The sequence below is a fragment of the Clostridium collagenovorans DSM 3089 genome, from assembly GCF_900130005.1.
Classification (GTDB): domain Bacteria; phylum Bacillota; class Clostridia; order Clostridiales; family Clostridiaceae; genus Clostridium_D; species Clostridium_D collagenovorans.
This window is the reverse complement of sequence record NZ_FQXP01000003.1, coordinates 877,047-902,970: the sequence shown is the minus strand read 5'-3', so window position 1 is coordinate 902,970 and position 25,924 is coordinate 877,047. Positions and strand designations below refer to the sequence as shown.

Below are 25,924 nucleotides of genomic sequence, written 5' to 3'. Positions count from 1 at the left end.
ACTATAAGGGTTGGTTTTACTAATGTTAAGAGTAGTTTTTGGAAAATAAAAAAAATAAAGAAAAATATATTTTATAAGATTTGAATTATAGGTAAAATTTATTTTATTAGGTTATAATTATAAAGAGATTTCTAAATGAGGTTTTTAATCATACTTTGGTATAAGAAAAAAATATTATATAAAATTCTATATTATGAATAGAATAAAATTTTTATAAAACTATATATAATATAAAGAAATAATAGATTAAAAATGAGATTTTTTTAATAAATCCAGGGAATTTAGAAATAAAATATTTTACAATGAAATGAAAATATGCAATAATAAAAAAATATGATTTAACATATATGAATAATTTATAATGATAAAGATTTTTTATCGTGAAAGGAGTTAAAATGAAGATAGGATTTGATCATAAGAAATATCTTGAGGAACAATCAAAATATATCTTAGAGAGAGTTAATAACTATGACAAGTTATATCTTGAATTTGGGGGTAAATTATTATTTGATTTACATGCTAAAAGGGTATTACCTGGATTTGACGAAAATGCAAAAATAAAATTACTACATAAGCTAAAGGAAAAGGTTGAGATAGTAATTTGTGTTTATGCAGGAGACATCGAAAGAAATAAAATTAGAGGCGACTTTGGTATTACATATGATGTAGATGTCTTAAGATTGATTGATGACTTAAGAGAATATGAACTAGATGTAAATAGTGTGGTAATTACAAGATATAATGGGCAGCCAGCAACAAATATCTTTATTAACAAGCTTGAACGTAGAGGAATTAAGGTTTATAAGCATGAAGCAACAAAAGGATACCCAACAGATGTTGATACTATAGTAAGTGATGAAGGTTATGGAAAGAATCCTTATATAGAAACAACAAAACCTATAGTTGTTGTTACAGCACCAGGGCCAGGAAGTGGAAAATTAGCAACTTGTCTTAGTCAGCTTTACCATGAATATAAAAGAGGAAAGGTTGCAGGATATTCTAAGTTTGAAACTTTCCCAGTATGGAATGTACCTTTAAAGCATCCACTTAATATAGCATATGAAGCAGCTACAGCAGACCTTAAGGATGTAAATATGATAGATTCATTCCATTTAGATGCTTATAATAAAATGGCTGTAAATTATAATAGAGATATTGAAACATTCCCTGTTCTTAAAAGAATAATTGAAAAGATAACAGGTGAAGAATCTATTTACAAGTCTCCAACAGACATGGGAGTAAATAGAGTTGGATATGGTATAGTTGATGATGAGGTAGTTAAAGAGGCATCTAGACAAGAAATAATAAGTAGATATTTTAAAACAAACTGTGAATATAAAAAGGGATATGTTGATAAAGAAACATCTCAAAGAGTCAAATTGATTATGGAAGAGCTAAATTTAAAAGAAACAGATAGAAAAGTAGTTCAACCTGCTAGAGAAGTTTCAGCTAAATTAAAAGAAAAATCATCTAAAAATGAAGTATGTCCAGTAGTTTCATTAGAACTACCAGATGGAAAAATACTAACAGGTAAAAGTTCAAAGTTAATGGAAGCATCAGCAGCTGCAGTTTTAAATGCAATAAAAGCTTTAGCTAATATAGCAGATGAAATAATGCTTATTTCACCAGTTGTACTTGAACCAATAGTAAACTTAAAGTCTAAGACTTTTGGAAGCAAAAATATAGCTTTAAACTGTGAAGAAATATTAATTGCTTTAAGTATTTGTGCAGCAACTAATCCAACAGCTGAAGTTGCTATGGAGAAGTTGAAATTACTAAAAGGTTGTCAAGGACATTCTACAGCAATATTAGGAAGACATGATGAAGATACATTTAGAAAATTAGGTATAGAAATAACATGTGATCCTGAATATCCGTCTGAAAGCTTATATTATAACAACTAAATCTAAAATAGTAATTAAAACAAATAAAAATAAATAAACAAAACAAATAAATAAAAAGGTATTTATTCGGTTATTATTAACAGTAATAACCGATTTTTTTATGCTAATATATAATTTTAATATAAATATATATAATTATTCATACAATTCAAATTATTATATTTAGGGCTAAGTATATTTATTATAGACATAAAAAGTATATTTGTAAAGGACTTTTTATAAATAAAATTATTTTTAATAATGTTAAATAAAATGAAACACTGTTTTTATGTAATTGACAATTTCTTAAAAATATATAAATATTAAAGTAGAATAATATAATTTGTAGTTTAGGGCAAAAACTAATATTAATTATAAAGCTCTCTAAAATTAAGAGGGGATGTATCATGGAGGAGAAATTAGTGAGTAAATATATTGAGTTTTCGGATGTTAGAAAAACTTATAAAATGGGGGAAGTGGAAATCAATGCTCTTGATGGAGTTGATTTTTCTATAAATAAAGGAGAGTTTGTAGTTGTTGCAGGTCCAAGTGGAGCAGGGAAAAGTACTATATTAAATATACTAGGGGGAATGGATGTTCCTAGTAGTGGGAAAGTATCAGTGGGAGGAAAGGATATAAGTGCATACAATTCAAAACAGCTTACTACTTATAGAAGATTTGATATAGGATTTGTATTTCAATTTTATAATCTAGTACAAAACTTAACTGCATTAGAAAATATAGAATTTGCCACTCAGATTTGTAAAAATCCCTTAGATCCTGAAGAAGTATTAGAAGCGGTTGGATTAAAGGAAAGAAGAAATAACTTTCCAGCTCAATTATCAGGGGGAGAACAACAAAGAATAGCAATAGCAAGAGCTCTTGCTAAGAATCCTCAGATTTTACTTTGTGACGAGCCAACGGGCGCATTAGATTATAATACAGGTAAAGCAGTATTGAAATTGCTTCAAGATACTAATAGAAATATGGGCGTTACAGTAATTGTAATAACTCATAACTTAGCTTTAGCTCCTATGGGAGATAAAGTTATAACGGTGAAAAACGGAAGGGTAAATAGCATAGTTGAAAACTCAGAACCTGTTCCTATAGAAAGGATTGAGTGGTAATTATGAAAAATGTCTTATTGAAGGATACTTTTAGAGAAATAAAGAAGTCTTTGGGCAGATTTATTTCAATTTTTGTAATAACTGCATTAGGTGTTTCCTTTTACACAGGAGTTAAATCGGCATCACCAGATATGCAAATAACAGCGGATAAATATTATGATGATAATAATTTAATGGATATTTATCTTGTTAGTAATTTAGGGTTAACAGATGATGATGCTGAAGCTATTAAAAACATAGAAGGAGTTGAAGGGGTTTTTCCTACATATTCTAAAGATGTTCTTATGAAGGTAGGTAATTCGGAGATTGTAACTAGGTTAAATGGACTTCCTACAAAAGAAATTAAAGATGATAATCCTAATTATATAAATAGGCCAACTTTAGTTGAAGGAAGATTGCCAGAAAAATCAGGTGAATGTGTAATTGAAAATCAAGGTGTCATGGGACTTAATATAGGAAGTAAGATTAAATTTTATGGAGCTAATGAAGAGGATCTTAGTAGCAGTTTAAAGTATACGGAATACACTGTGGTTGGAAAAGTAAAAAGTCCGTATTATATTTCCTATGATAAAGGAAGTAGTTCTATAGGTAATGGTATTGTAGGTACATATGCAATGATTCCACAAGAGGATTTTAATACTGAAGCCTATACAGAAATGTATGCTACAGTTAAAGGAGCTAAGAGCTTTAATTCTTATGATGATCAATATAAGAATGCTATATTACCTACAAAGAAAGAAGTAGAAAAATTAGGGGAATATAGAGCTAATTTAAGATATGACGAAATTGTAAATAGTGCTAAGGAAAAACTAGAAGAAGGTAAAAAGCAACTTCAAGAAAAAAAAGAAGAAGCTGAAGGTAAGTTAAAGGAAGCTGAGGATAAAATAAAGGAATCGGAAGCTAAACTTTTAAGGGGAGAAAGTGAATTAAGCACTGCAAAGAAAAACTTTAAGATAGCTACAGAAGATGCAGATAAAAAAATCTCAGAGGGAGAAAAAGAATTATTAGCAAAGGAAAAAGAGTTAAAAAGTAAATATGATGAATTTAATGCTAATAAGGCTACTGCAGAACAGAAATTTAAAGAAGCCGAAGAAGAAATAAAAAAGGGTGAAGAGCTAATAACTCAAATACAAAAGGGTATTGATAAGTTTAAAAAAGAATTAGAACAAGGTAATCTTAGTGAAGAAATAAAAAAAGAGTTGGAAGAAAAAATCAAAGAGCTTGAAGGTATTTTAGAACAAGCTAGAGGTAGGGTAGAAGGTAGTAAAGCTGAACTAGCTTCTAAAAAGCAAGAGTTCTATAATGGCGAAAATAGTTTGATTAAAGGAATTGAAAGTATAAGCTTAGGAAAAGAGGAACTTATAAAACAAAGAAATAATTTAGCTTTGGGCAAGAAGGAAGCAGAAACTAAGTTTGCCAATTCTCAAAGTGAAATTGAGGCTGGAAAAAGAGAGTTAGAAAAAGGCAAAGAAGAATACAATAAAAATAAAGATGAAGTAGAGAAGCAAATAAAAAAAGCTGAAAATGATATAGAGGATGGAGAATTAGATATAGCTAACATACATGAAGGACAGTGGTATGTATTAGATAGAGAAGCTAACTATAGTTTTATGGAGTTTGGTAATTCTACTAGTAGTATAGAAGCTATAGCTAAAATATTTCCTCTTATATTCTTTTTAGTAGCGGCACTTATTTGTTTAACAACTATGACTAGAATGGTTGAAGAACAAAGAGTTAACATAGGAACAATGAAGGCCCTAGGATATAATAAGTTTTCTATAGTCTTAAAGTACCTTGTGTATGCTGCTTTAGCTAGTATAGGAGGAAGTATAGTAGGTTCCTCAATAGGATATATATTGTTTCCTAAAATAATATTTAGCGCCTATGCTACGGCATATGTACTTCCTGAGCTTATATTAAAGCTAAATATGACCTCTGTTATTACTGCTACTATAGCAGTTGTATCAATAACAATATTATCAGCATTAATTGCATGTTATAAGGAGTTAATAGAAACTCCAGCACTTCTTATGAGACCTAAAGCACCTAAAGAAGGAAAGCGAATTTTACTTGAAAGAATACCTTTTATATGGAATAGAATGAGTTTCATAAAAAAGGTTACTTCAAGAAATATATTTAGATATAAAAAGAGATTTCTTATGACTGTAATAGGTATAGCGGGATGTTCTGCTTTGATTTTAATTGGATTCGGGTTAAAGGATTCAATAAGTGCAGTTGTAAGCAATCAATATGAAAATGTTTATAAATACAATGGAACAGTAAATTATAAGCGAGATGTTGCATCAGAAAGTGAAAATGAAGCTTTAGACTATATATCTAAAGATAATAGAATTTCTGGAGCATTAAATATAAAATCAAAAAATATAAATGTATGGAAAGATGAAAATAAAAAATCAGCAACCTTACTTGTTCCAGAAAAAAGTGAGGAACTTTCCGAATTTGTTAAACTTAGAGATAGAAGAAAAGGAAATGAATATAATCTGTCAGAAGAGGGCGTTATAATTACAGAAAAGCTTAGTAAGGTATTAGAACTTGGGGTTGGAGATGAAATATACTTAGAAAATGATGATAAAGAAAGAAAAGCTATTAAAATTACTGCTATAGCTGAAAATTATATAGGTCACTATGTGTATATAACTCCTAAAAACTATGAAGCTATATTCGGAGAAAGCCCTAAGTTTAATCAAATGTTAATCAATACTACTGAGCAAAATAAGGACTTTGAAGAGGATTTAACTAAGGATCTTTCAAACTTAAGAAATATTAGTTCTATTCACTTTAATACTCATATGAAAAATACCTTTGGAGATATGATGACCAGTCTTAATTATGTAGTATTAGTGTTGATATTTGCAGCTGGTGCCCTTGCCTTTGTAGTTTTATATAATTTGACTAATGTAAATATTAGTGAAAGGATAAGAGAGATAGCTACGATTAAAGTTTTGGGGTTTTATGATAATGAAGTATCAGCATATGTATTTAGAGAAAATATAATTCTTACTGCTATAGGAGCTTTAGCAGGATTAGGTCTAGGAGTATTCCTTCATAAGTTTATTATTGTAACAGCTGAAATGGAGAATTTAATGTTTGGAAGAACTATGAATTTCATGAGTTATGTATATGCAACTATAATGACAATACTCTTTGGTATGATTGTTAATTGGTTCATGTATTATAAATTGAAAAAGGTGCAAATGGTGGAGTCTTTGAAGTCTGTAGACTAAACTTGCCAGTGCAGTGAAGATATAGTAAGGAAAGTAGTTTTAAAAGAATTACTTTCCTTATTTGTGTTTTTAGAGCTTTGAATAAAAGTTTTATGAATAATGATTCACAAAGCTTTTATTTGAAAGGATTTTGTAGTAATATAAGTAGTGGTATATTATAATACGATTTATTGAAAATAATTATTAAATAAAAATAACTTAATAAAGAAACAAGGGGGAGATCTTAATGTCAACTAGTACTACTGACTTAGGTAAAGAAAGTGTTGGCAAATTACTTTTGAAACTAGCAACACCAGCTATTATTGCTCAGCTAGTTAATGTTTTGTATAACATTATTGATAGAATATTTATAGGTAGGATACCAAATGGTGAAATAGCAATGGCTGGTGTAGGTGTTGCATTTCCGATTATAATGATAGTATCAGCTTTTAGTGCTCTTATAGGTATGGGTGGGGCTCCACTTGTAGCAATTAAAATGGGTGAAAATAATAATGATGGTGCTGAGAAGATTATGAGTAATAGTTTCTCGTTGCTATTAATTATTTCTGTTATTTTAACAGTTATATTTTTGGTGTTTAAGGAACCTATTTTATGGGCTTTTGGTGCAAGTGAAGCTACTATAGGTTATGCGAAGGATTATTTGACACTTTATTTAATAGGAACAGTGTTTGTTCAAATAGCCTTAGGCATGAATCCTTTTATAAACACACAAGGCTTTGCAAAAACAGGAATGGTTACTGTAATGGTTGGAGCAGCTATAAATATAATATTAGATCCAATATTTATATTTGTATTTGATATGGGAGTTAAAGGAGCAGCTTTAGCAACTATAACAGCACAGTTAGTATCTGCAATATGGGTATTATGTTTCTTATTTGGTAAGAAAAGTATCTTGAAGATAAGAAAAAAATACATGATTCCAGATATAAAGGTAGCTACATCAATTATGGCTTTAGGAGTATCCCCCTTTATTATGCAAGCTACAGAAAGCTTAGTTCTAATATCATTAAATAATAAATTATCAGCTTATGGTGGAGATTTAGCTGTTGGTGCAATGACTATAATGAGTAGTATAATGCAGATTATAATGTTACCACTTATGGGACTAGCTCAAGGTGCTCAACCTATTATAAGTTATAATTATGGAGCTAAAAATATAGATAGAGTAAAGAAAACATTTAAGTTGTTACTAGGGTGTTGTTTAGCATTTACTACATTTATGTTTGCTTTAGTAATGATATTCCCAGAACTACTTGTTGGAATATTTAATAATAAACCTGAATTGGTACAAATAACTACATGGAGTATGAGAATTTACTTTGCAGGTATATTTGCCTTTGGAGCTCAATCAGCTTGTCAAAATACTTTTTTAGCTTTAGGACAAGCAAAAATATCTCTTTTACTGGCATTGCTAAGAAAGATAATATTATTAATACCGCTTATATTTATACTTCCTACCTTTGCAACAACAATGACTGGAAAGTTACAAGGGGTTTTAACAGCTGAACCTGTGGCAGATATTTTAGCAGCCTTAACAACTATAACATGCTTTATAGTATTTTATAAGAAGGCATTAAGTGGACTTGAAAAAGATAAAATAGCAAGTGAAGTTCAGACCTCAAAATAATGAGATAAATTAAAGAAATAAGTTAAGAGTAAGTTACTCTTAACTTATTTCTTTTTTATTATGTAAATTTAAAATAAAAATGTATAGTTTTACTATGAAATTGGTAAATTATAAATACAGATTATTTTAAAGTATATGGAAAATTTATTAGAAAAAAATGTAAAAAACTATTGTAATTTTATGGAAAAGAAATTATAATAAAAAATAAATAAACTTTAGTTTACTATATGTTCAATAAAGGTTAATAAATTAATATAAAGGGATGATAGGGAAATGTATAAGTTATTAGGAGTTGTTTTAGCGGCAATTATGGGAGCTTTAATGATAGCTTTTGATTCATTTTTTTCTTTAGGACAATGGGGAATGACAACTATTACACTTATTGGAATAATAATTTCATTTATTTTGATGTTTAGATTTAATAATGAATGTTTAAAAAGGCAAGAGAAATAAAAGAATACTTAAAGGGATATTTATAGGTTATAAGCAAAGCTGTGAAGGTAACCATAAATATCCTTTTGTATTTTGTATAAGATAAAATAAGTGAAAAATTACTGTTAATAACAAAGTATTGTAAATTATATGATAAAATATAGGTTGTAAGATGATAATAAAAGATGATTAGGTGAAAAACTATGAAAAAAGAAGTTAAAATTTCCGTAAGGGAATTAGTAGAATTTATAATGCGACATGGAAGTATTGATAATAGATATGTTAGTTCAGTGAAAGCTATTGAAGGAACTAGAGCACATCAAAAAATTCAGAAATCCTATAAGGAAAATTATAGTGCTGAGGTTCCATTGAAGTTTAAGTTTAATTACGAAGGAATAGATATATTTATAGAGGGAAGAGCTGATGGTATTTTAATAGAAGAGGATACTGTGGTAATAGATGAAATAAAGACTACTGTAAGAGATCTTAAAAATATTGATGAAGAGTTTAATCCTTTGCATTGGGCTCAAGCAAAGTGTTATGGATTTATATATTGTAAAGAAAACAATTTAGAGAATATAATCATACAGTTAACTTACTATAATATAGAAGATATGAGTATAAAATATTTAAGAAAAGACTTTGAGTTTAAAGAACTTGAAGAATTTTTCTTTAACTTGATAGATGAATATAAGTATTGGGCTCAATTAGAAAGCAAATGGATGGAGTGTCGTAATGATTCAATTAAGAGTTTACAGTTTCCCTTTGAAGAGTATAGAAAGGGACAAAGAGACCTAGCTGTTAGGGTATATAGTAGTATAGTACATAAAAAAAAGTGCTTTGCACAAGCGCCTACTGGAATAGGAAAAACTATATCTACGGTATTTCCAGCTTTAAAGGCCATGGGAGAAGGATATACATCAAAGATTTTTTACTTGACAGCTAAGACTATAACAAGAGAAGTTGCTGAAAATACAATTAAACTTATAAAAAAACAAAATATAAATTTAAAGTTTGTTACCTTAACAGCAAAGGATAAGATGTGTAAAATGGATGAAGCTAATTGTAATCCAGAGTATTGTCCTTATGCAAAGGATTACTATGATAAAATTAATGAGGCTTTAAAAAGTATTTTAAAAGAGTATCATGATTTTACAAGAAAGACTATGGAAGAAATAAGCGAAAGGTATGGTCTTTGTCCCTTTGAATTATCTTTAGATCTTACTTTGTGGTGTGATGTTATAATATGTGATTACAATTATGTTTTTGATCCACGAGTAGCTTTAAAAAGATTTTTTGAGGGTAAAAAGACAGATTTTACTTTTTTAATAGATGAGTCACATAACTTAATAGATAGAGGAAGAGAAATGTATTCGGCAAAGCTAAGTAAAGCTATGATATTAGAACTTAAAAAGGAAATGATTAAAAAAGACAAGAAAATTAATAACTCTTTAAAGCATGTGAATTCCTTTTTTATTGAAAAAAGAAAATTACTAGAATTTTTAAAGAAAGATAATATAGTAGAAAAAGCAGAGCCTATAGATATTTATAATCTGCTTAGAGTTTTCGTAGAAAGAACAGAGGAATACTTAGCTATATCAAAGGAAGAGAATAAAAAACTTTTAGAAGTATATTTTGAAGTACACAAATTTTTAGCTATTGCAGAATTTTATAGTGAGGATTATGTTACTATTTATGATAATTCAGATGGAGATATTACAATTAAGCTATATTGTGTAAATCCTTCAAAGCTTATTCAGGATAAAATGAAAAAAGGTATATCCTCAGTGATATTTTCCGCTACACTTATGCCTATGGAATATTTTAAAGATATTTTAGGCGCAGAGGAGGGGGATCATATAGTTAATCTAATGTCGCCTTTTGATGTGAAAAACAGATTGCTACTTATAGGAGATAATATAGTTACTACATATAATAAAAGAGAATATACCTGTGAGGAGATTGTAAAATATATAAATTCATGTGTTAAAGCTAAGCAGGGAAATTATATGGTGTTTTTTCCTTCTTATAAATATATGGAGATGATATTTACTAAATTTAAAGAGTCATATCCAAAGGTAGATGCTGTAATACAAGAAAATAATATGAGTGAAGAAGAAAAAGAAGAGTTTCTTTCAGGATTTTCTGAAGAGAATAGTAGTACCCATATTGGTTTTTGTGTTTTAGGTGGTCATTTTTCCGAGGGAATTGATTTAACTTATGATAAGCTTATAGGGGTTATAGTAGTTGGAGTAGGAATGCCGCAAATAGGATTAGATAGAGATATAATAAGAGATTATTTTAATGGAGAGGATAATAAGGGTTTCGACTATGCTTATGTATATCCAGGTATGATTAAGGTTTTGCAAGCAGCTGGAAGATGCATTAGAACGGAAGATGATAAGGGAATTATAATGTTACTTGATAATAGATATAGTCAAAAAAGGTATGAAGGGTTATTTCCATACGAATGGATTTCTAATAAAAAGGTACGATGCTATAAAGACGTAGAAAAGTATTGTAGTGAGTTTTGGAATTAAAAGGCTTTAAAAATTTGAGAAATAAAAATAAAAATGGTATTATTATCTTGAGAATCAAAGTAATATGGGGGAAAGGTTATGAAGTATAAAGTTGTTAAGAAACAAAATAATGCTAAGACTTGTATAGTATGTGGACTTAAAAATGATATAGGATTAAAAACTGAATTTTATGAACTAGAAAATGGAGAACTGGTAGGTTTGTGTACTCCTAAGGATGAGCATCAAAGCTATCCAGAAAGATTACATGGGGGTATATCCTCAGCTTTATTAGATGAAACAATAGGAAGAAGTGTGTGTATAGTAGAGCCTGAAATGTGGGGAGTTACTATAGAATTAAGTTTGAAATACAGAAAGCCAGTACCGTTGAACGAAGAAATTAAAATAGTTGGAAGAGTTACTAAAAATAATCATAGGATCTTTGAAGGAACAGGAGAGATTATTTTACCTAATGGAGATGTTGCGGTAACTGCTTTTGGAAGATACATGAAAATGCCTATAGAAAAAATAACAGGTGCAGATTTTGAAGAAGATGAATGGGTTATGAATATAAAAGAAAATGATCCTAAAGAAATTGAATTATAAAAAATTTACACTTCAATAATTATGCAGTATATGTGAGATAAGATAAAATAAAAAAGTTTTTATATACATAAAATATTTAATTAAATAAAAAAATATGAGGTAATAAACTTAAATCAAATTTTTATTTAAGTATTTTCGAATTTTAAAATTAATGTTATAATCAAGTTCTAGTCATTATCGAGTGGATAAGGGATATTTAAAATGTACGGTTTCCACAAAGTGATGGCTTATTTTTATGGAGTTTATAATATTGATAATAAATATATAAATAGGAATTAAACAAAGTAGGTGAAAGAATGAAAAATGCATCATATTTACCAATATGCAAAGAAGATATGATAAAAAGAGGATGGAAAGAACTAGATTTTATTATAGTAACAGCCGATGCTTATATAGATCATCATAGTTTTGGAACTGCTATTATATCAAGAGTATTAGAAGGTGTTGGGTATAAAGTTGGTATTATAGCGCAACCAAATTGGAAAGATACAAGTGATTTTGAGAAGTTAGGAAAACCGAGATTGGGGTTTCTTGTTAATGGTGGTAATATGGATTCTATGGTTAATCATTACACTGTTAGTAAGAAGTTAAGAGAAAAAGATTTATACTCTCCAGGTGGAAAAATGGGTATGAGACCTGATAGAGCAACTATTGTATATTGTAATAAAATAAGAGAAGCCTTTAAAGATGCAACTATAATAATTGGTGGTATAGAAGCAAGCTTAAGAAGATTTGCACATTATGATTATTGGAGCGATAAGGTTAGAAAATCTATACTTATAGATAGTGGAGCAGACCTTTTAGTTTATGGTATGAGTGAAAAGCAAATAGTTGAGGTTGCTAATTGTCTTAATGATGGATTAGAAGCTAAGTACATAAGACACATTCCGGGTACATGCTATTTGGTGGATGATTTGGATAATGTTGCAGAGTACATTGAGATTCCATCATATAAGGATATATGTAGTGATAAGAAAAAGTATGCGGAAGCATTTAAAGTTCAATATGAGGAACAAGATCCAATTAGAGGGAAGACAGTTGTTCAAAAGCATGCTAATAAATATTTAGTTCAGAATAAGCCTGAAATGCCACTGAGTAGAAAGGAACTAGATGAAGTATATAATTTGCCATATGCGAAAAACTATCATCCTATTTATGAAGAAGTAGGGGGAATAGCTGCAATAGATGAGGTTAAGTTTAGCATTGTTAGTTCTAGAGGATGTTTTGGTAACTGCTCTTTTTGTGCAATAGCTTTTCATCAAGGGAGAATAGTGCAAAGTAGAAGCCAAGAATCCATAATAAAAGAAGCAGAGGAAATAACTCATCTACCAGATTTTAAAGGATACATACATGATGTTGGAGGGCCAACAGCTAATTTTAGAAAACCAGCTTGCAAACATCAATTAAAAATAGGTGCTTGTAAAAACAAACAATGCTTATATCCGAAACCTTGTAAAAACATGGATGTAGATCATGATGAATACTTAAATTTATTAAGAAAAGTTAGAAGTTTACCAAAGGTTAAGAAGGTTTTTGTACGTTCAGGATTAAGATATGATTACATAATGGCAGATAAAAATGATAAATTTTTTAGAGAACTTATAGAGCACCATGTAAGTGGTCAACTAAAGGTTGCTCCAGAACATGTTTCTGAAGAAGTACTTAAGTACATGGGGAAACCAGCTGGAAAAACCTATGATTTATTTAGAGAAAAGTTTTTTAAGATTAATGAGAGATTGGGTAAAAAACAATATATTATTCCTTACTTAATGTCTAGTCATCCAGGAAGTACTTTAGATTCTGCAATTGAACTTGCGGAATATTTAAGGGATATACATTATCAACCAGAACAAGTTCAGGATTTTTATCCTACTCCAGGTACGTTATCTACAACAATGTTTTATACTGGACTAGATCCTTTAACGATGAAGGAAGTATATATACCTAGGAGCAGACATGAAAAAGCTATGCAAAGGGCTTTACTGCAGTTTAGAAATCCTAAAAATTATGCTTTAGTAAAAGAAGCCTTAATAAGTGCAGGAAGAGAAGATTTAATTGGCTTTGGACCAAAATGTTTAATAAAGCCAAGAGAACTTTCTAATAAGAACAACAATAATAAGGTAGCTAGTAAAAAAATAACTACTAATAAAGGAACAAATAAAAATAATAAAGGTAGTAACTCTAAAAAAGAGAAGTCTATTAAAAAAGAAAAAGTAAAAAACAAACCAACTATTAGAAATGTAAAGAAAAAAAGCAAAAGGTAAATTTTCATATTATATTATATAAATAAAGATTGTTAAAAATCCTATTATTCTAAAATATTGATTTCATAATGATGTCAATAAAGGTAGAATAATAGGATTTTTCTATAAATGAATTTTTAATCATATTAAAAGGGTTAATAAATCATAATTATACTAGTTTTAATATATGTTATATTCAGAAAAATGAAGGTATCACAAAACATGTGGAAAAATAAGATAAAAAACCCTTAAAAAAAACTTGCATAGACCTTAATAATAAGGTAAAATCTGTATAACATCTTATTATAAGTTTAACGTTAAAGTATAAAAATTTTCGAAGTAATGGTGTAAATTGTAGAAAAGCACAGAAAATTTGAAGCACGTAGTATACAATAATCTAGGAACGATAATATAATAAAAAAAATAATAAAAAAAATAGTTTTATTTTTATTTATTTAAAAATTCAAAGAAATGAAAGTCTGATTATACATACAAAATAAAAAAGTAAAGACTTTTTATACTAAATAAAAGGAAGGGATGCAATTTGTGTAAGTCTTGCAAGGATTGTTCAAAATTTAAAGAACTAGAAAAATTCATAGATGCGCAGAATGAAAAGGAATCAGCTTTAATATCTGTGCTTCATAGAGCACAACAATTATATGGTTATATAGGAGAAGAAACTCAAGCCTTTATAGCTAAAAAATTAGAAATACCAGTTTCAAAGGTTTATGGAGTAGTTACATTTTATTCATATTTTACTACAGAACCTAAAGGTAAGTATGTAATTAGTGTTTGTACAGGAACTGCTTGTTTTGTAAAAAATGCTGGTGAAGTACTTGAAGAGTTTAAAAAGCAATTAGGCATAAAAGAGGGACAAACTACTGATGATGGTCTATACACATTAGATACATTGAGATGTGTTGGTTCTTGTGCAATAGCTCCTGTAGTTTTAGTAAATGATAAAGTTTATGGATATTTTACTAAAGCTGATGTAGCTAAAGTTTTAAATGAGTTTAAGGAGTAGATAGTAATATGGATATAGTTAAAGATTATAAAAGCTTATTAGAACTTAAAAAACAATATAGTAAACTTGTTGATTTAAGATACAATGATGAGGCTGTAGAAGCAGTTCAGGAAAGACACATATTAGTATGTGGAGGACCAGGATGTAAAGCATCAAAATCAGATGAAATCAATGAGGAATTAAATAAAGAGATTCAAAGATTAAATATTGGTGACAAGGTTAAAGTTGTAAACACAGGTTGTTTTGGATTCTGTTCAGAAGGACCGGTTATGGAAATAGTTCCAGACAATGTGTTTTATGTAAGAGTGAAACCAGAAGACGTTAAAGAAATTATAGAAAGTCATATTATGCAAGACAAGGTTGTAGAAAGACTTTTATATGAACATCCTGAGACTAAAGAAAGAATAAAAAATAAAAAAGAAATTCCTTTTTATAAAAAACAAGTGAAGATTGCTCTTAAAAACTGTGGAAGAATTAATCCAGAAAGTATAGAAGAGGCAATTGGAGCATCAGCATATACAGCATTAGGAAAAGTGCTTACTGAAATGACTCAAGAGGAAGTAATTAAGGAAGTTACAGAATCAGGTTTAAGAGGAAGAGGAGGCGGAGGATTCCCTACAGGAAGAAAGTGGGAGTCAGCGCGTAGATCTCAAAATGACATAAAGTATGTTATTTGTAATGCAGACGAAGGAGATCCAGGAGCATTTATGGATAGAGCTCTACTTGAAGGAGATCCTCACTCAGTACTTGAAGCAATGGCGATTTGTGGATATGCTATAGGGTCACATCAAGGATATATTTATATAAGAGCTGAGTATCCACTAGCAGTAGAAAGATTAAGAATAGCTATGGATCAAGCAGAAAAAATGGGTCTTTTAGGTAAAAATATTTTAGGTACAGGCTTTGATTTTGATATAGAAATAAGATATGGTGCAGGTGCCTTTGTTTGTGGAGAAGCAACAGCTTTAATTCACTCAATTGAAGGATTAAGAGGGGAACCAACAATGAAACCACCTCGTACTTCAGATAAGGGATTATGGTTAAAACCTACCTGTGTTAACAACGTAGAAACCTTTGCAAACATATGTCAAATAATAAATAATGGTGCTAATTGGTATAATTCTATAGGAACAGATAGATCAGCTGGTACAAAGGTTTTTGCTTTAGCTGGTAAGGTTAACAATGTAGGATTAGTTGAAGTGCCAATGGGAACTCCATTAAAGGATATTTTATTTGAAATTGGTGGAGGAATTAAGGATAATAAAGAGTTAAAAGCAGTACAAACAGGTGGACCTTCTGGTGGATGTATACCAACTCAATTTGTTGATATTCCAATTGAGTATGATACACTAACAGAAATTGGATCAATGATGGGTTCAGGTGGAATGATCGTAATGGATGAAGATAACTGTATGGTTGATATTGCAAAATTCTATTTAGAGTTTACAGTAGATGAGTCATGTGGTAAATGTACTCCATGTAGAATAGGTAATAAGAGATTATTAGAGTTATTAGAAAAAATCACAAAGGGACAAGGTACTGAAAGTGATTTAGCTGATATGAAGGATCTTTGTGAAGTAATAAGAGATACATCTCTTTGTGGATTAGGAGAATCAGCTCCAAACCCAGTATTAAGTACTTTACAGTATTTCTATAATGAATATTTAGAACACGTTAAAGATAAGCACTGTGCTGCTGGCGTGTGTAAAGATCTTTTAACTTATGAAATAACAGATAAATGTATTGGATGTACTAAATGTGCTAAGGGATGTCCAGTAAATTGTATAGATGGTAAGATTAAAACTAAACACAGTATTAATTTAGATAGTTGTATTAAATGTGGATCTTGTTATGACGCTTGTCCAGTTAAGGCTATTACAATAAAATAGTGGGGGTGAAACCAATGAGTATGATAAATTTAAAAGTAAATAACAATGAAGTAGAAGTAGAAAAAGGGTCAACAGTATTAGACGCTATTAAGACATTAGGTATTAAAATCCCTACACTTTGTCATATGTATATGGGCAATAACGGAGATATAAGGAACTGTAAAGGTACTTGTAGAGTTTGTATGGTAGAGGATGAAAAATGGGGGGAACTTATTCCTTCATGTTCAATAGAAGCTAAAGAGGGTATGAGTATAAAAACTCATTCACAAAAAGCTATTAAAGCAAGAAAAACAGTTGTTGAGTTATTACTTTCAGATCACCCTCAAGATTGTTTAACTTGTGATAGAAATAATAATTGTGAGCTTCAAAAATTAGCTGCAGAAATGGGTATAGAAAGAGTTAGATTTAATGGAGCAATGTCAACATATCCAGTAGATGAGAGTTCACCATCTATATTTAGAGATATGGACAAATGTATTTTATGTAGAAGATGTGTTACAGCATGTAATGATATGCAAAAGGTAAATGCTTTAACACCAGTAGATAGAGGCTTTGATACAGTTATGTCAACTTTCTTTAAAAAGCCTTTAAATGAAACAGATTGTACACACTGTGGACAATGTGTAGCTGTTTGTCCAACAGCTGCTTTAACAGAGGTTAAGGATTACCATAAAATTTGGAGCCTACTTGAAGATAAGAGTAAATATGTAGTTGTTCAAACTGCACCTGCTGTTAGAGTTGCTTTAGGAGAAGAATTTGGGCTTGAAAGAGGCGAAGTAGCTACTAAAAAAATGGTTGGGGCATTAAAAGCATTAGGCTTTGATGCTGTATATGATACAAACTTTGGTGCTGATTTAACAATTATGGAAGAAGCAACTGAGTTTATTGACAGATTTACTAAGGGAGAAAATCTTCCTATAATAACAAGCTGTTGTCCTGCTTGGGTTAGCTTTGTAGAGAAGAAATATCCAGAACATTTAAATTTAATTTCTTCATGTAAATCACCACAACAAATGTTTGGTGCTATGGCTAAGACATACTTAAGTAAAAAAATAGGCGTTGATAGCAAGGATATAGTTGTAGTTTCAATTATGCCTTGTACTGCTAAAAAGTATGAAGCTAAAAGAGAAGAAATGGGTAGAGATGGAATACAAGATGTAGATATAGTAATTACTACAAGAGAATTTGCTAAAATGATTAAAGAAGCAGGATTTAATTTAAATAGCATGAAAGAAGAAGACTTTGATAATCCATTAGGTGAATCAACTGGTGCGGGTTCTATATTTGGTGTAACTGGTGGAGTTATGGAAGCTGCTTTAAGAACATCTTATGAGTGGGTAACAGGAGAGACATTAGATTCTGTTGATTTCCATGAAGTAAGAGGAATAGATGGTATAAAAGAAGCTACAGTTAACTTAAAAGGTAAAGAAGTTAATATTGCAGTTGTAAGTTCTTTAGGAAATGCTAAAATAGTTATGGATAATATAAAAGAAGGTAAATGTAACTATGACTTTATAGAAGTAATGGCATGTCCTGGAGGATGTATAAATGGTGGAGGACAACCATCTATAAAAGCTGACTTAGAAGCTATTGCAAATAGAACTAAGGGTATTTACTCTGTAGATGCGAAAAAAACTATTAGAAAAGCACATGAAAACCCAATGATTAAACAATTATACAAGGAGTATTTAGAAGAGCCAAGTAGTCATTTAGCTCATGAATTACTTCATGTTAATTATAAAAAGTAATTAATAATATAGATAGAGATAGATAAAGTAATTAATAATCTAATTAAATTAATAAGCTGTTGTAATAAGAAAATTGTTCTTATTACAACAGCTTATTTTATTATTAATAATACTACTAGAATATTTTCATTAGCTTATTTTAAGAGCTCATATTAACTTAGGTATATTAAATACTATAGTGTATATAAGTTCTAATTAATATTCTACATTTCTAATAAGAGTAGTATTTATTTTATAATAAATACTAGATCTAAATACAATGAAGGTTGTTTATTGGAACATATATTATAAGTTTATGAACATAAAAATTATGAAAAGTAACTAGAAATATTCATGTTAAAATATAGGGTTTTAAGCTTGGTAATACAAAAGTATATTGTAGTTATTATAGTTAGAAGTATATTGATTATAATAATAAGTCAAAATGAATTTATAGAATTTTATAATAGTAATTAATTGATAAAAATAAAATATGAAAAAAATGTAATAATATGAATTAAATATATTATTAATGTAAATAATATATAAAATATCATTTTAAGCAGATATAAAAAAAGAAAAGAATAAATTAATATATAATAACAAGTCGAAAAATAGAAGTAACTTCAGAAAAATATGGATATTTGATTAAAAAATCCCTATTAAATATAATGAAGATTGATTGGAAAATATTAAACAATTTATATTTAATGGGAGGATAGTATGAAAATAGGTAATAAAAAAATACTTGCTAAGATTATGTCGGTTTTAATGGTAGGTACTATTGTTAACAGTAATTTTAGTATAAGTGTACAAGCCGAGGAATTAAAAAGCATGATGTATGAGAATACTTCATATGAAACTAAAATGGAAATGATGAAGGAGGTCTTTAGTGAGGAAGAGAAGAAAGAACTAAGTTTAATGTTAGATGAGAAAAATAATGCTGAAGAAATACTTAGAGTAATTGTAGAGATTGATGGTCCTACAGCTATGGATATTTCTGCTGGAAAAGATGTAAGTAAGCATGCAGTAGAACAAGTTGAAAATTCTCAAGAAAAGGTAAAAAATAAAATTAAAGATATAGCAGAGGGGGGAATAATACATAGTTACACTAATGTAATTAATGGATTTAGTTTAGAAGTTAAAAGAGAAAATATTGAGAAGTTAGAAGCTGTGGAAGGTGTAAAAAAAGTAACTCAAGTTAAAGAGTATACACCAGCTATTAATGAAGCTAAAAATATTACAGAGATTAACAAAGTATATGAAGAGTATAAATTGAAAGGAGAGGGAACAGTAGTTGCTGTAATTGATACAGGATTCTATTATAATCACAAAGATTTTAGTAATCCTAAAAGTGAAGGAAAGCTTTCCAAAGAAAAAATAGAAAATATAAAATCTTTGAAAGAATTAAATTGTGATGAAAGTGCAGATACATATTTTTCACAAAAAATACCTTATGGATATAACTATGCTGATGATAATAATGAGATTATAAATAAAAAGGCAGTTGTTAAAGACCATGGTACACATGTAACTGGCATAATTGGTGCTAATGGAAGCGAAGAGGAAGTAAAAAGTGGAAAGGCAGTTATGGGAGTAGCACCAGAGGCTCAAATCCTTGCCATGAAAGTCTTTTCAAATAATGAAAATTGTGAAGGTGCTTATTCTGATGATGTAATTGCAGCCTTAGAAGATTCTATAACTTTAGGTGCTGATGTTGTAAATATGAGTCTAGGGGTACCTGTAGGTTTTCAAGACTCAGAAGATCCAGAGCAAATTGCTATAGAGAAGGTAATTAATTCAGGAATTATAGTAGTGGGCTCAGCAGGGAATAGTAGTTATTCTACAGCACCTTTTGATATAGGAAAGTTAAAAGATATTGGTACCTTAAGTAGTCCTAATTTAGCTAAAGGGTCTTTGACGGTTGGAAGTTTTGAAAATAATTATATAGTAAATAATGGAGTTAAAATAAGAAAAGAAGATAACTCAGAGTTTCTACAAAGCTATTGCGCAACTCATCAATATGATCCTACTTACATGAATGGTTTACAACTTGTAGATTGTGCCTCTGGAATTGTAAATGATAAAGTTGATCAATTTAAAAATAAAGATATTAAGGGTAAAATAGCATTTATATCAAGAAGTAGAGGGGATGCCTTTGTTGAAAAAATACTTAATGCACAAAATAATGATGCAAAAGGAGTAATAATATACAACGATAAAGATGAAGAACTGCTTGATATGGTAAGGGATGAAAGAATAAAAATTCCAGCTATCTTTATTCCAAATAGTAGTGGAAGAGCAATTTTATCTGAAATAAAAAAAGGAAATAAGTTAACTATAGATACAAGTGAATGTATTTATGCTAAAGGCAATGAAAACAAAGGAGAGATGTCATCCTTCAGTTCTTGGGGTCCAGCTCCTAATTTGGATTTTAAACCAGATATAGTGGCACCTGGGGGAGGGGTATTCTCAACCTTTGGTGATAATAAGTATGGAAACTTAAGTGGGACATCCATGGCTGCTCCACATGTTTCAGGTGCTATGGCCTTAATAAGTGAATACTTAAGGGGAAAAGATATAGATGTTAGGGGAAAGGAACTTGTTGATTTATCTAAGAATCTAGCTTTAAATACATCAGATATAAGATATGATAAAAACAATATACCTTATTCCCCAAGATATCAAGGGGCTGGTTTACTTCAAGTTAAAAAAGCAATAGAGAATAATGTGGTTGCTACATATAATAATGAAGCAGCTATTGCACTTAAGGAAATTAATGAAAATAAAGTGGAATTTGAAATAGATTTAAAGAATTACAGTGATAAAGAAATTATATTTGCTCCAGAGGTTGCTCAAGGAGTTTTAACTCAAAAGGAAACAAACCAAAAGGAAAATGAAATCTTAGAAGATGTAATTTTAGAAGAAAAGGATGCAAAAGTTGAATTTGATAGAAATAGAATAACTATTCCTGCAAAGGGAAGCTCTAAAGTAAAGTGCACATTGAAAATATCAAAGGATTTAGCACGTGAAATATTCTTAGAGGGATTTATAAGGTTCAACTGCGTAAGTGAAAACAACCCTAATATCTCAGTTCCTTTTATGGGCTTTTATGGAGATTGGTCTAAAGAAGAAATAGTTTCAAATAATGTATGGGATGATAGTAAACATTTAATAGTTAAACTTGCAGAGGAAAATCTTAAACTATTAAAAGGAACTTTTGAAAATGTGTTTTTCTCATTGGCGGGCAACACCTCATCTGATGCACAATTATTAGGAGGAAGAATAAAGAGTAGCAAGTATGTTATAAACCCAGATAATATAGCTATAAGTCCTAATAATGATGGATATAATGATAACATAGTACCTAGCTTATATGCCTTAAGAAATGCTAAAAGTACTGTTGTGGAAGTATTAGATGAAAATAAAGAGCCTATTAGAAAAGTTACTGAAATGAAAAATTTAAAGAAAGCTTTAATAAGTACGGAAAAGAAAAATAATCCAACTCTTTATCCTGAACTTAAATGGAATGGAGATCTTTATGATGACTTAACTGGAGAATTTAAAGTGGCTAAGGAAGGACAATATTATTATAGAATAGGTTTTTCTACAGAGGGTGAAAATCCTGTAGTTCAATATAAAGAAATACCAGTTAAGATAGACTTAACTTCACCAGAAGTTGAAGTTACGAATTTTGAAGAAGATAAGGAGAATAAAACGGTATCTATAAGATTTAAAGCTAAGGATGAGTTTTCAGGAATAGATACTACGTCAGCTCCTATATTTGTTAATGGTAAAAAAGATGGAAATGCTACCTTTGATGAAAAAAATAAGGAGTTCATATACACTACAAAACCTATAAAGGAAAACTCAGTTAATCCTATTAGTATAATAGCTGTTGGGGTATTTGATAATGCTAAAAATTTAGGTTCAAAGAGCTTTTGTCTTACACCTGAAAATGTACCAGAATTAGTTGTACAAATAAATGATGAAGATTTTATGAAGTCTAAAAAGATGGTCAATAACCCTAAATTAAATATTAAGGGATATGTAAGTCGTCCAGTAGACACATTTACCTTTAATAATAAACCTGTTACATATACAGGAGTACATGAAGATCCAGTTTGGATGGATTTTAGTATAGATTTAGATCTCAATGAAGGAATTAATAAAGTACCTGTATATGTGAAAGACTTAGATGGTAGTGTAAAAGTTGATTTGGTAAAAAGAGTATTTTGTGATAGTGAAGCTCCAATGATAAGTTTAAATGATATTAAAGTAAATGAAAATGGTGCAGGAAGTATAATTATAGATAAAGACTCTTTTGTTTTAAAGGGAAATGTTAATGATAAAACTTCTCCTTATAAGCTTATTGTAAACGGAAACAATGTGTTGACTCAAAACTTTGTTAATGAAGAAAAAGAGGAGTTTGCTGTAGAGTTAGATAATTTAAAGGATGGAGATAAAATATCAGTACAAGCTATAGATAATTTAAATAATAAATGTGAATATAAGCTTAATGTAAATATAGTTGAGAGAGAAAAATTAAGTCTTATAGTAGATGGAGTAGGAGAAGGAGAATATTATAATAAGGATGTAACTCCTAATGTTCAATGTAATGATAAAGAAGCTATTATAGTTAGTAAACTAAATGGAAAGGATTATAAAATAGGAACTCCTATAAGTGAAGAAGGAAAATATACTTTAGATATAACTGCAGAAAATAAATTAGGTGAAAAGATTAATAAAGTCACTAGTTTTATTATTGATAAAACTTCAGATGAAATAATGGCTACTAATTTAGAAGAAAATGGTGTATATAAGAAAGGTTTTAAGCCGGAATTTGATTTAAAACACTTTGAAACTGCCAAAGTACTTCTTGATGGAGTGGAATGGAATCTTGATGATATTATTGAAGAGCTTGGAAAGCACAATATTAGAGTACAGGCTGTAGATAAGGCTGGAAATATATCTGAAAAAGAATATAACTTTACTATTGAGGAAGATAAGATAATTGAGCCAAAACCAGAAGATAAGCCAGACAATACAGATAAGCCAACTAAACCAGAAGAAAACCCAGTTAAACCTGGGGGCAATATAGAAACTCCAAACAGCACCACAGAAGAAGAGAAAAAAGATACTAATAGTACAGCAAGTGATAATATAGCAAAACCTAGTGACAAAGTAGAAAGTAGTAATAAGCTACCTAAAACAGGGGTTGAGGTTAATAGCATAGGAATGATAATTGGAGCTATGAGTATCATTTTAGGAGCTTCATTAAACAATAAAAAAAGAAAAAAATAATTAAATTATTTAAAGATATAAACAATAAGCCTAATGATGAATAATATATATTGATATTAATATATAGGAGAAGAGTGATGTACAAAGGAGATTTTCATATACACACAACATGTTCTGATGGAGAACATAGTCCAGAAGAAATTGTCATGATGGCTAAGGAAAAAGGATTAAATATTATTTCTATAACGGATCATAATAATATGGATGCTTTAGAAATGGTAAAGGATTTTGCACAAAATTTGGGAATTGAAATTATACCAGGAGTAGAAGTTTCATCAAGATATAAAGGTGAGAAAATACATGTTTTGGGATATTTTAAAAATGAAGATTATAAAAACAGTAAATTTCAACAGTGTTTAAAAGCTATAAGAGAACATGATTTTGAGAGATTAGAGAAAATACTAGATAAGCATCTTACTGTTAAGAGAGATTATATGAAGAATAGAATTTCGGTCTTGACGGCTATAGAAATATTAAGATATTTTGGAGCAAAAGCTATTTTAGCGCATCCTATTAAAATAAAGAAAGAAATAAGGGATGAGGTATTAAAGTTTAATTTTGATGGAATAGAAGGCAAGTATTTTAAAAATACAGAGGAAGAAACAAATGAGTTTATAAAGTATTGTGAAAGTAAAAGTATAATATATACTGCTGGCTCTGATTTCCATACTGAGAAAAAAGAAGATAAGCGTCATGGCAAAATAGGAGATGTTTATTTAGACCATGAGGAAGTTTTGAAATTAATTGATAAATTAAATAATTAGATAAATGGAGCTATAGGTTAGAGTTGGAGCAATTCATACATTTAACCTATAGCTCTAATCTATATATATGAAAATAAAATTGTATAAAATTAAAATATAAATAGTATGAATTATTTAATCTTTTAATAAATAGAATTATATAAGGAAAATATATTTGCTTATATAAGGGTGATTAAGTGAAAAGAAATGTTTTGAGTAAAATAAGAAGATTATCACTGAAAGAAATAGGATGTAGGAAAAGAGAATACAATATAAATAAAAATAAAGAGTTAAGTAAAGGGCATGAATCTATAAGGAAATTAAGGCTTCTAGAAGATAGCGGTTCTGAATTAAAAAAAATAAATAACCTGAATTTTTGTGAAGTTATTGGATCCTATTTAAAGGAAAGTAAGTTACAGAAAGTACAAGGCGAGAAGCAAGAAAAATATGAAATAGTTAAGGATTTGATATTAGAAAAAAATTTGTTTATAAAATGTATATTCAAAAATATACATTTTATAAATTGTTCTTTTTATGGAAGTATGTTTAAAAAGTGTTATTTTGAAAATGTTATTTTTGATGGATGTAAATTTGCCTTGGACCCCTTAGAAAATAGAGAAAAGGAAGTACATATATTTTATACACAATTTGATGAAAAATCTAATTTGAGCAATTGTATATTTAATAACTGTAATATGGAAGCTATGATTTTAGAAAATTTATTAATTTTAGACTGCGAATTTATAAATTGCAATTTAAAATATTCTGTTATAAATAAGGCTTTGATAAGTAAAATTAAGTTTTCAGATTGTGATTTCAGAGCAGTTAGAATAATTTCAACCTCAATTAAGGATATGGAGTTTGATGATAAAGGAAAAAGTAAATTTGATGAGGATACTTTTTTAGATGAATTGCCTGTTACAAAGGAAAGTGACTATGAGGATATATATAGGATATATAAAGTTATAGCTAGTAAATTTGAAGAAAATAATATATATAGCAGATACGGGGAGTATTATTATTTATATAAGATAAATGAACACAGGACTTTGAAGGGTATAGAAAGATTTAATTCTAGTATATATTGGGCTATTTCTGGATATGGTGAAAGACCAACCTATGCTTTAGTTACATCTATTCTTATTATGTGCGTTTTTGCTATTATTTATATGTTTACTGGGCTTAAGGTGGATGGTGCTGGAATAGTACAGTACAATATATCTTACATAAGTAAGATTACTTTAATAGGAATAATAAAGGATTTTTCAAGAGCTTTTCATTTCAGTATAGTAACTTTTACTACTGTTGGATATGGAAATATTACTCCAATTGATTTAAGCGTTCTTATGTGTAGTATAGAAATGTTTTTAGGAGTTACTATGGTAGGAATATGGACTGCAACTTTAGCAAGAAAAATATCTAGATAAATTAAATTTAAGATTAAATCATTTTAATAAAGAAATTATTCATAGTAAAAATTAGGGGAGTTATTGAGAAAATTATAATTAAGAAGAATAAAGATATTTTATGAAAGAAAAAATAGAACATAGAAGATGGC

General features: G+C 29.1%; 14 protein-coding genes. All 14 read left to right on the top strand.

What is annotated here, in order from left to right:
• The first annotated feature begins 395 nt into the window (after positions 1–395).
• On the top strand, positions 396–1,904 hold the full coding sequence (locus BUA48_RS04205) for a DUF1846 domain-containing protein (RefSeq protein ID WP_072830377.1): 1,509 nt from the start codon (positions 396–398) through the stop codon (positions 1,902–1,904).
• Between the two features lie 401 nt (positions 1,905–2,305).
• Positions 2,306–3,010: an ABC transporter ATP-binding protein gene (locus tag BUA48_RS04200; protein ID WP_072830574.1), complete on the top strand. Its 705-nt coding sequence runs from the start codon at positions 2,306–2,308 to the stop codon at positions 3,008–3,010.
• A gap of 2 nt (positions 3,011–3,012) precedes the next feature.
• Entirely contained in the window at positions 3,013–6,255 is a 3,243-nt protein-coding gene (locus BUA48_RS04195; protein WP_084666042.1) for an ABC transporter permease, read from the top strand.
• A 226-nt stretch (positions 6,256–6,481) separates the two neighbouring features.
• Positions 6,482–7,882 carry an MATE family efflux transporter gene (locus BUA48_RS04190; protein WP_072830375.1) on the top strand — a complete coding sequence of 467 codons (1,401 nt, stop codon included), beginning with the start codon at positions 6,482–6,484 and terminating at the stop codon, positions 7,880–7,882.
• Positions 7,883–8,155: 273 nt separating this feature from the next.
• Positions 8,156–8,335, top strand: a complete 180-nt coding sequence (locus BUA48_RS04185; RefSeq protein ID WP_072830373.1) for a hypothetical protein — start codon at positions 8,156–8,158, stop codon at positions 8,333–8,335.
• A 182-nt stretch (positions 8,336–8,517) separates the two neighbouring features.
• Entirely contained in the window at positions 8,518–10,854 is a 2,337-nt protein-coding gene (locus BUA48_RS04180; RefSeq protein ID WP_072830371.1) for an ATP-dependent DNA helicase, read from the top strand.
• Positions 10,855–10,932: 78 nt separating this feature from the next.
• Positions 10,933–11,436 carry a PaaI family thioesterase gene (locus BUA48_RS04175; protein WP_072830370.1) on the top strand — a complete coding sequence of 168 codons (504 nt, stop codon included), beginning with the start codon at positions 10,933–10,935 and terminating at the stop codon, positions 11,434–11,436.
• Between the two features lie 296 nt (positions 11,437–11,732).
• Complete coding sequence (locus tag BUA48_RS04170; protein WP_072830368.1) at positions 11,733–13,700, top strand: YgiQ family radical SAM protein; 1,968 nt, start codon at positions 11,733–11,735, stop codon at positions 13,698–13,700.
• A 523-nt stretch (positions 13,701–14,223) separates the two neighbouring features.
• A complete protein-coding gene (locus tag BUA48_RS04165) occupies positions 14,224–14,703 on the top strand; it encodes an NADH-quinone oxidoreductase subunit NuoE family protein (RefSeq protein ID WP_072830366.1) in 480 nt (159 codons plus the stop codon).
• A gap of 8 nt (positions 14,704–14,711) precedes the next feature.
• On the top strand, positions 14,712–16,592 hold the full coding sequence (locus BUA48_RS04160) for an NADH-quinone oxidoreductase subunit NuoF (RefSeq protein WP_072830364.1): 1,881 nt from the start codon (positions 14,712–14,714) through the stop codon (positions 16,590–16,592).
• 14 nt (positions 16,593–16,606) lie between these two features.
• Positions 16,607–18,340, top strand: a complete 1,734-nt coding sequence (locus BUA48_RS04155) for an NADH-dependent [FeFe] hydrogenase, group A6 (RefSeq protein ID WP_072830362.1) — start codon at positions 16,607–16,609, stop codon at positions 18,338–18,340.
• A 702-nt stretch (positions 18,341–19,042) separates the two neighbouring features.
• A complete protein-coding gene (locus BUA48_RS15905) occupies positions 19,043–23,623 on the top strand; it encodes a S8 family serine peptidase (RefSeq protein ID WP_072830360.1) in 4,581 nt (1,526 codons plus the stop codon).
• A 77-nt stretch (positions 23,624–23,700) separates the two neighbouring features.
• Entirely contained in the window at positions 23,701–24,387 is a 687-nt protein-coding gene (locus tag BUA48_RS04145) for a PHP domain-containing protein (protein ID WP_072830358.1), read from the top strand.
• Between the two features lie 176 nt (positions 24,388–24,563).
• Positions 24,564–25,793, top strand: coding sequence for an ion channel (locus tag BUA48_RS04140; RefSeq protein WP_072830356.1), 1,230 nt, complete (start codon positions 24,564–24,566; stop codon positions 25,791–25,793).
• The last annotated feature ends 131 nt before the right edge of the window (positions 25,794–25,924 follow it).

What these genes read in the sequence shown, in the direction of transcription:
- BUA48_RS04205 (WP_072830377.1), top strand. Translation starts at nt 396, where the DNA reads ATGAAGATAGGATTTGATCATAAGAAATATCTTGAGGAACAATCAAAA.
- BUA48_RS04195 (WP_084666042.1), top strand. Translation starts at nt 3,013, where the DNA reads ATGAAAAATGTCTTATTGAAGGATACTTTTAGAGAAATAAAGAAGTCT.
- BUA48_RS04190 (WP_072830375.1), top strand. Translation starts at nt 6,482, where the DNA reads ATGTCAACTAGTACTACTGACTTAGGTAAAGAAAGTGTTGGCAAATTA.
- BUA48_RS04185 (WP_072830373.1), top strand. Translation starts at nt 8,156, where the DNA reads ATGTATAAGTTATTAGGAGTTGTTTTAGCGGCAATTATGGGAGCTTTA.
- BUA48_RS04180 (WP_072830371.1), top strand. Translation starts at nt 8,518, where the DNA reads ATGAAAAAAGAAGTTAAAATTTCCGTAAGGGAATTAGTAGAATTTATA.
- BUA48_RS04175 (WP_072830370.1), top strand. Translation starts at nt 10,933, where the DNA reads ATGAAGTATAAAGTTGTTAAGAAACAAAATAATGCTAAGACTTGTATA.
- BUA48_RS04170 (WP_072830368.1), top strand. Translation starts at nt 11,733, where the DNA reads ATGAAAAATGCATCATATTTACCAATATGCAAAGAAGATATGATAAAA.
- BUA48_RS04160 (WP_072830364.1), top strand. Translation starts at nt 14,712, where the DNA reads ATGGATATAGTTAAAGATTATAAAAGCTTATTAGAACTTAAAAAACAA.
- BUA48_RS04155 (WP_072830362.1), top strand. Translation starts at nt 16,607, where the DNA reads ATGAGTATGATAAATTTAAAAGTAAATAACAATGAAGTAGAAGTAGAA.
- BUA48_RS15905 (WP_072830360.1), top strand. Translation starts at nt 19,043, where the DNA reads ATGAAAATAGGTAATAAAAAAATACTTGCTAAGATTATGTCGGTTTTA.
- BUA48_RS04145 (WP_072830358.1), top strand. Translation starts at nt 23,701, where the DNA reads ATGTACAAAGGAGATTTTCATATACACACAACATGTTCTGATGGAGAA.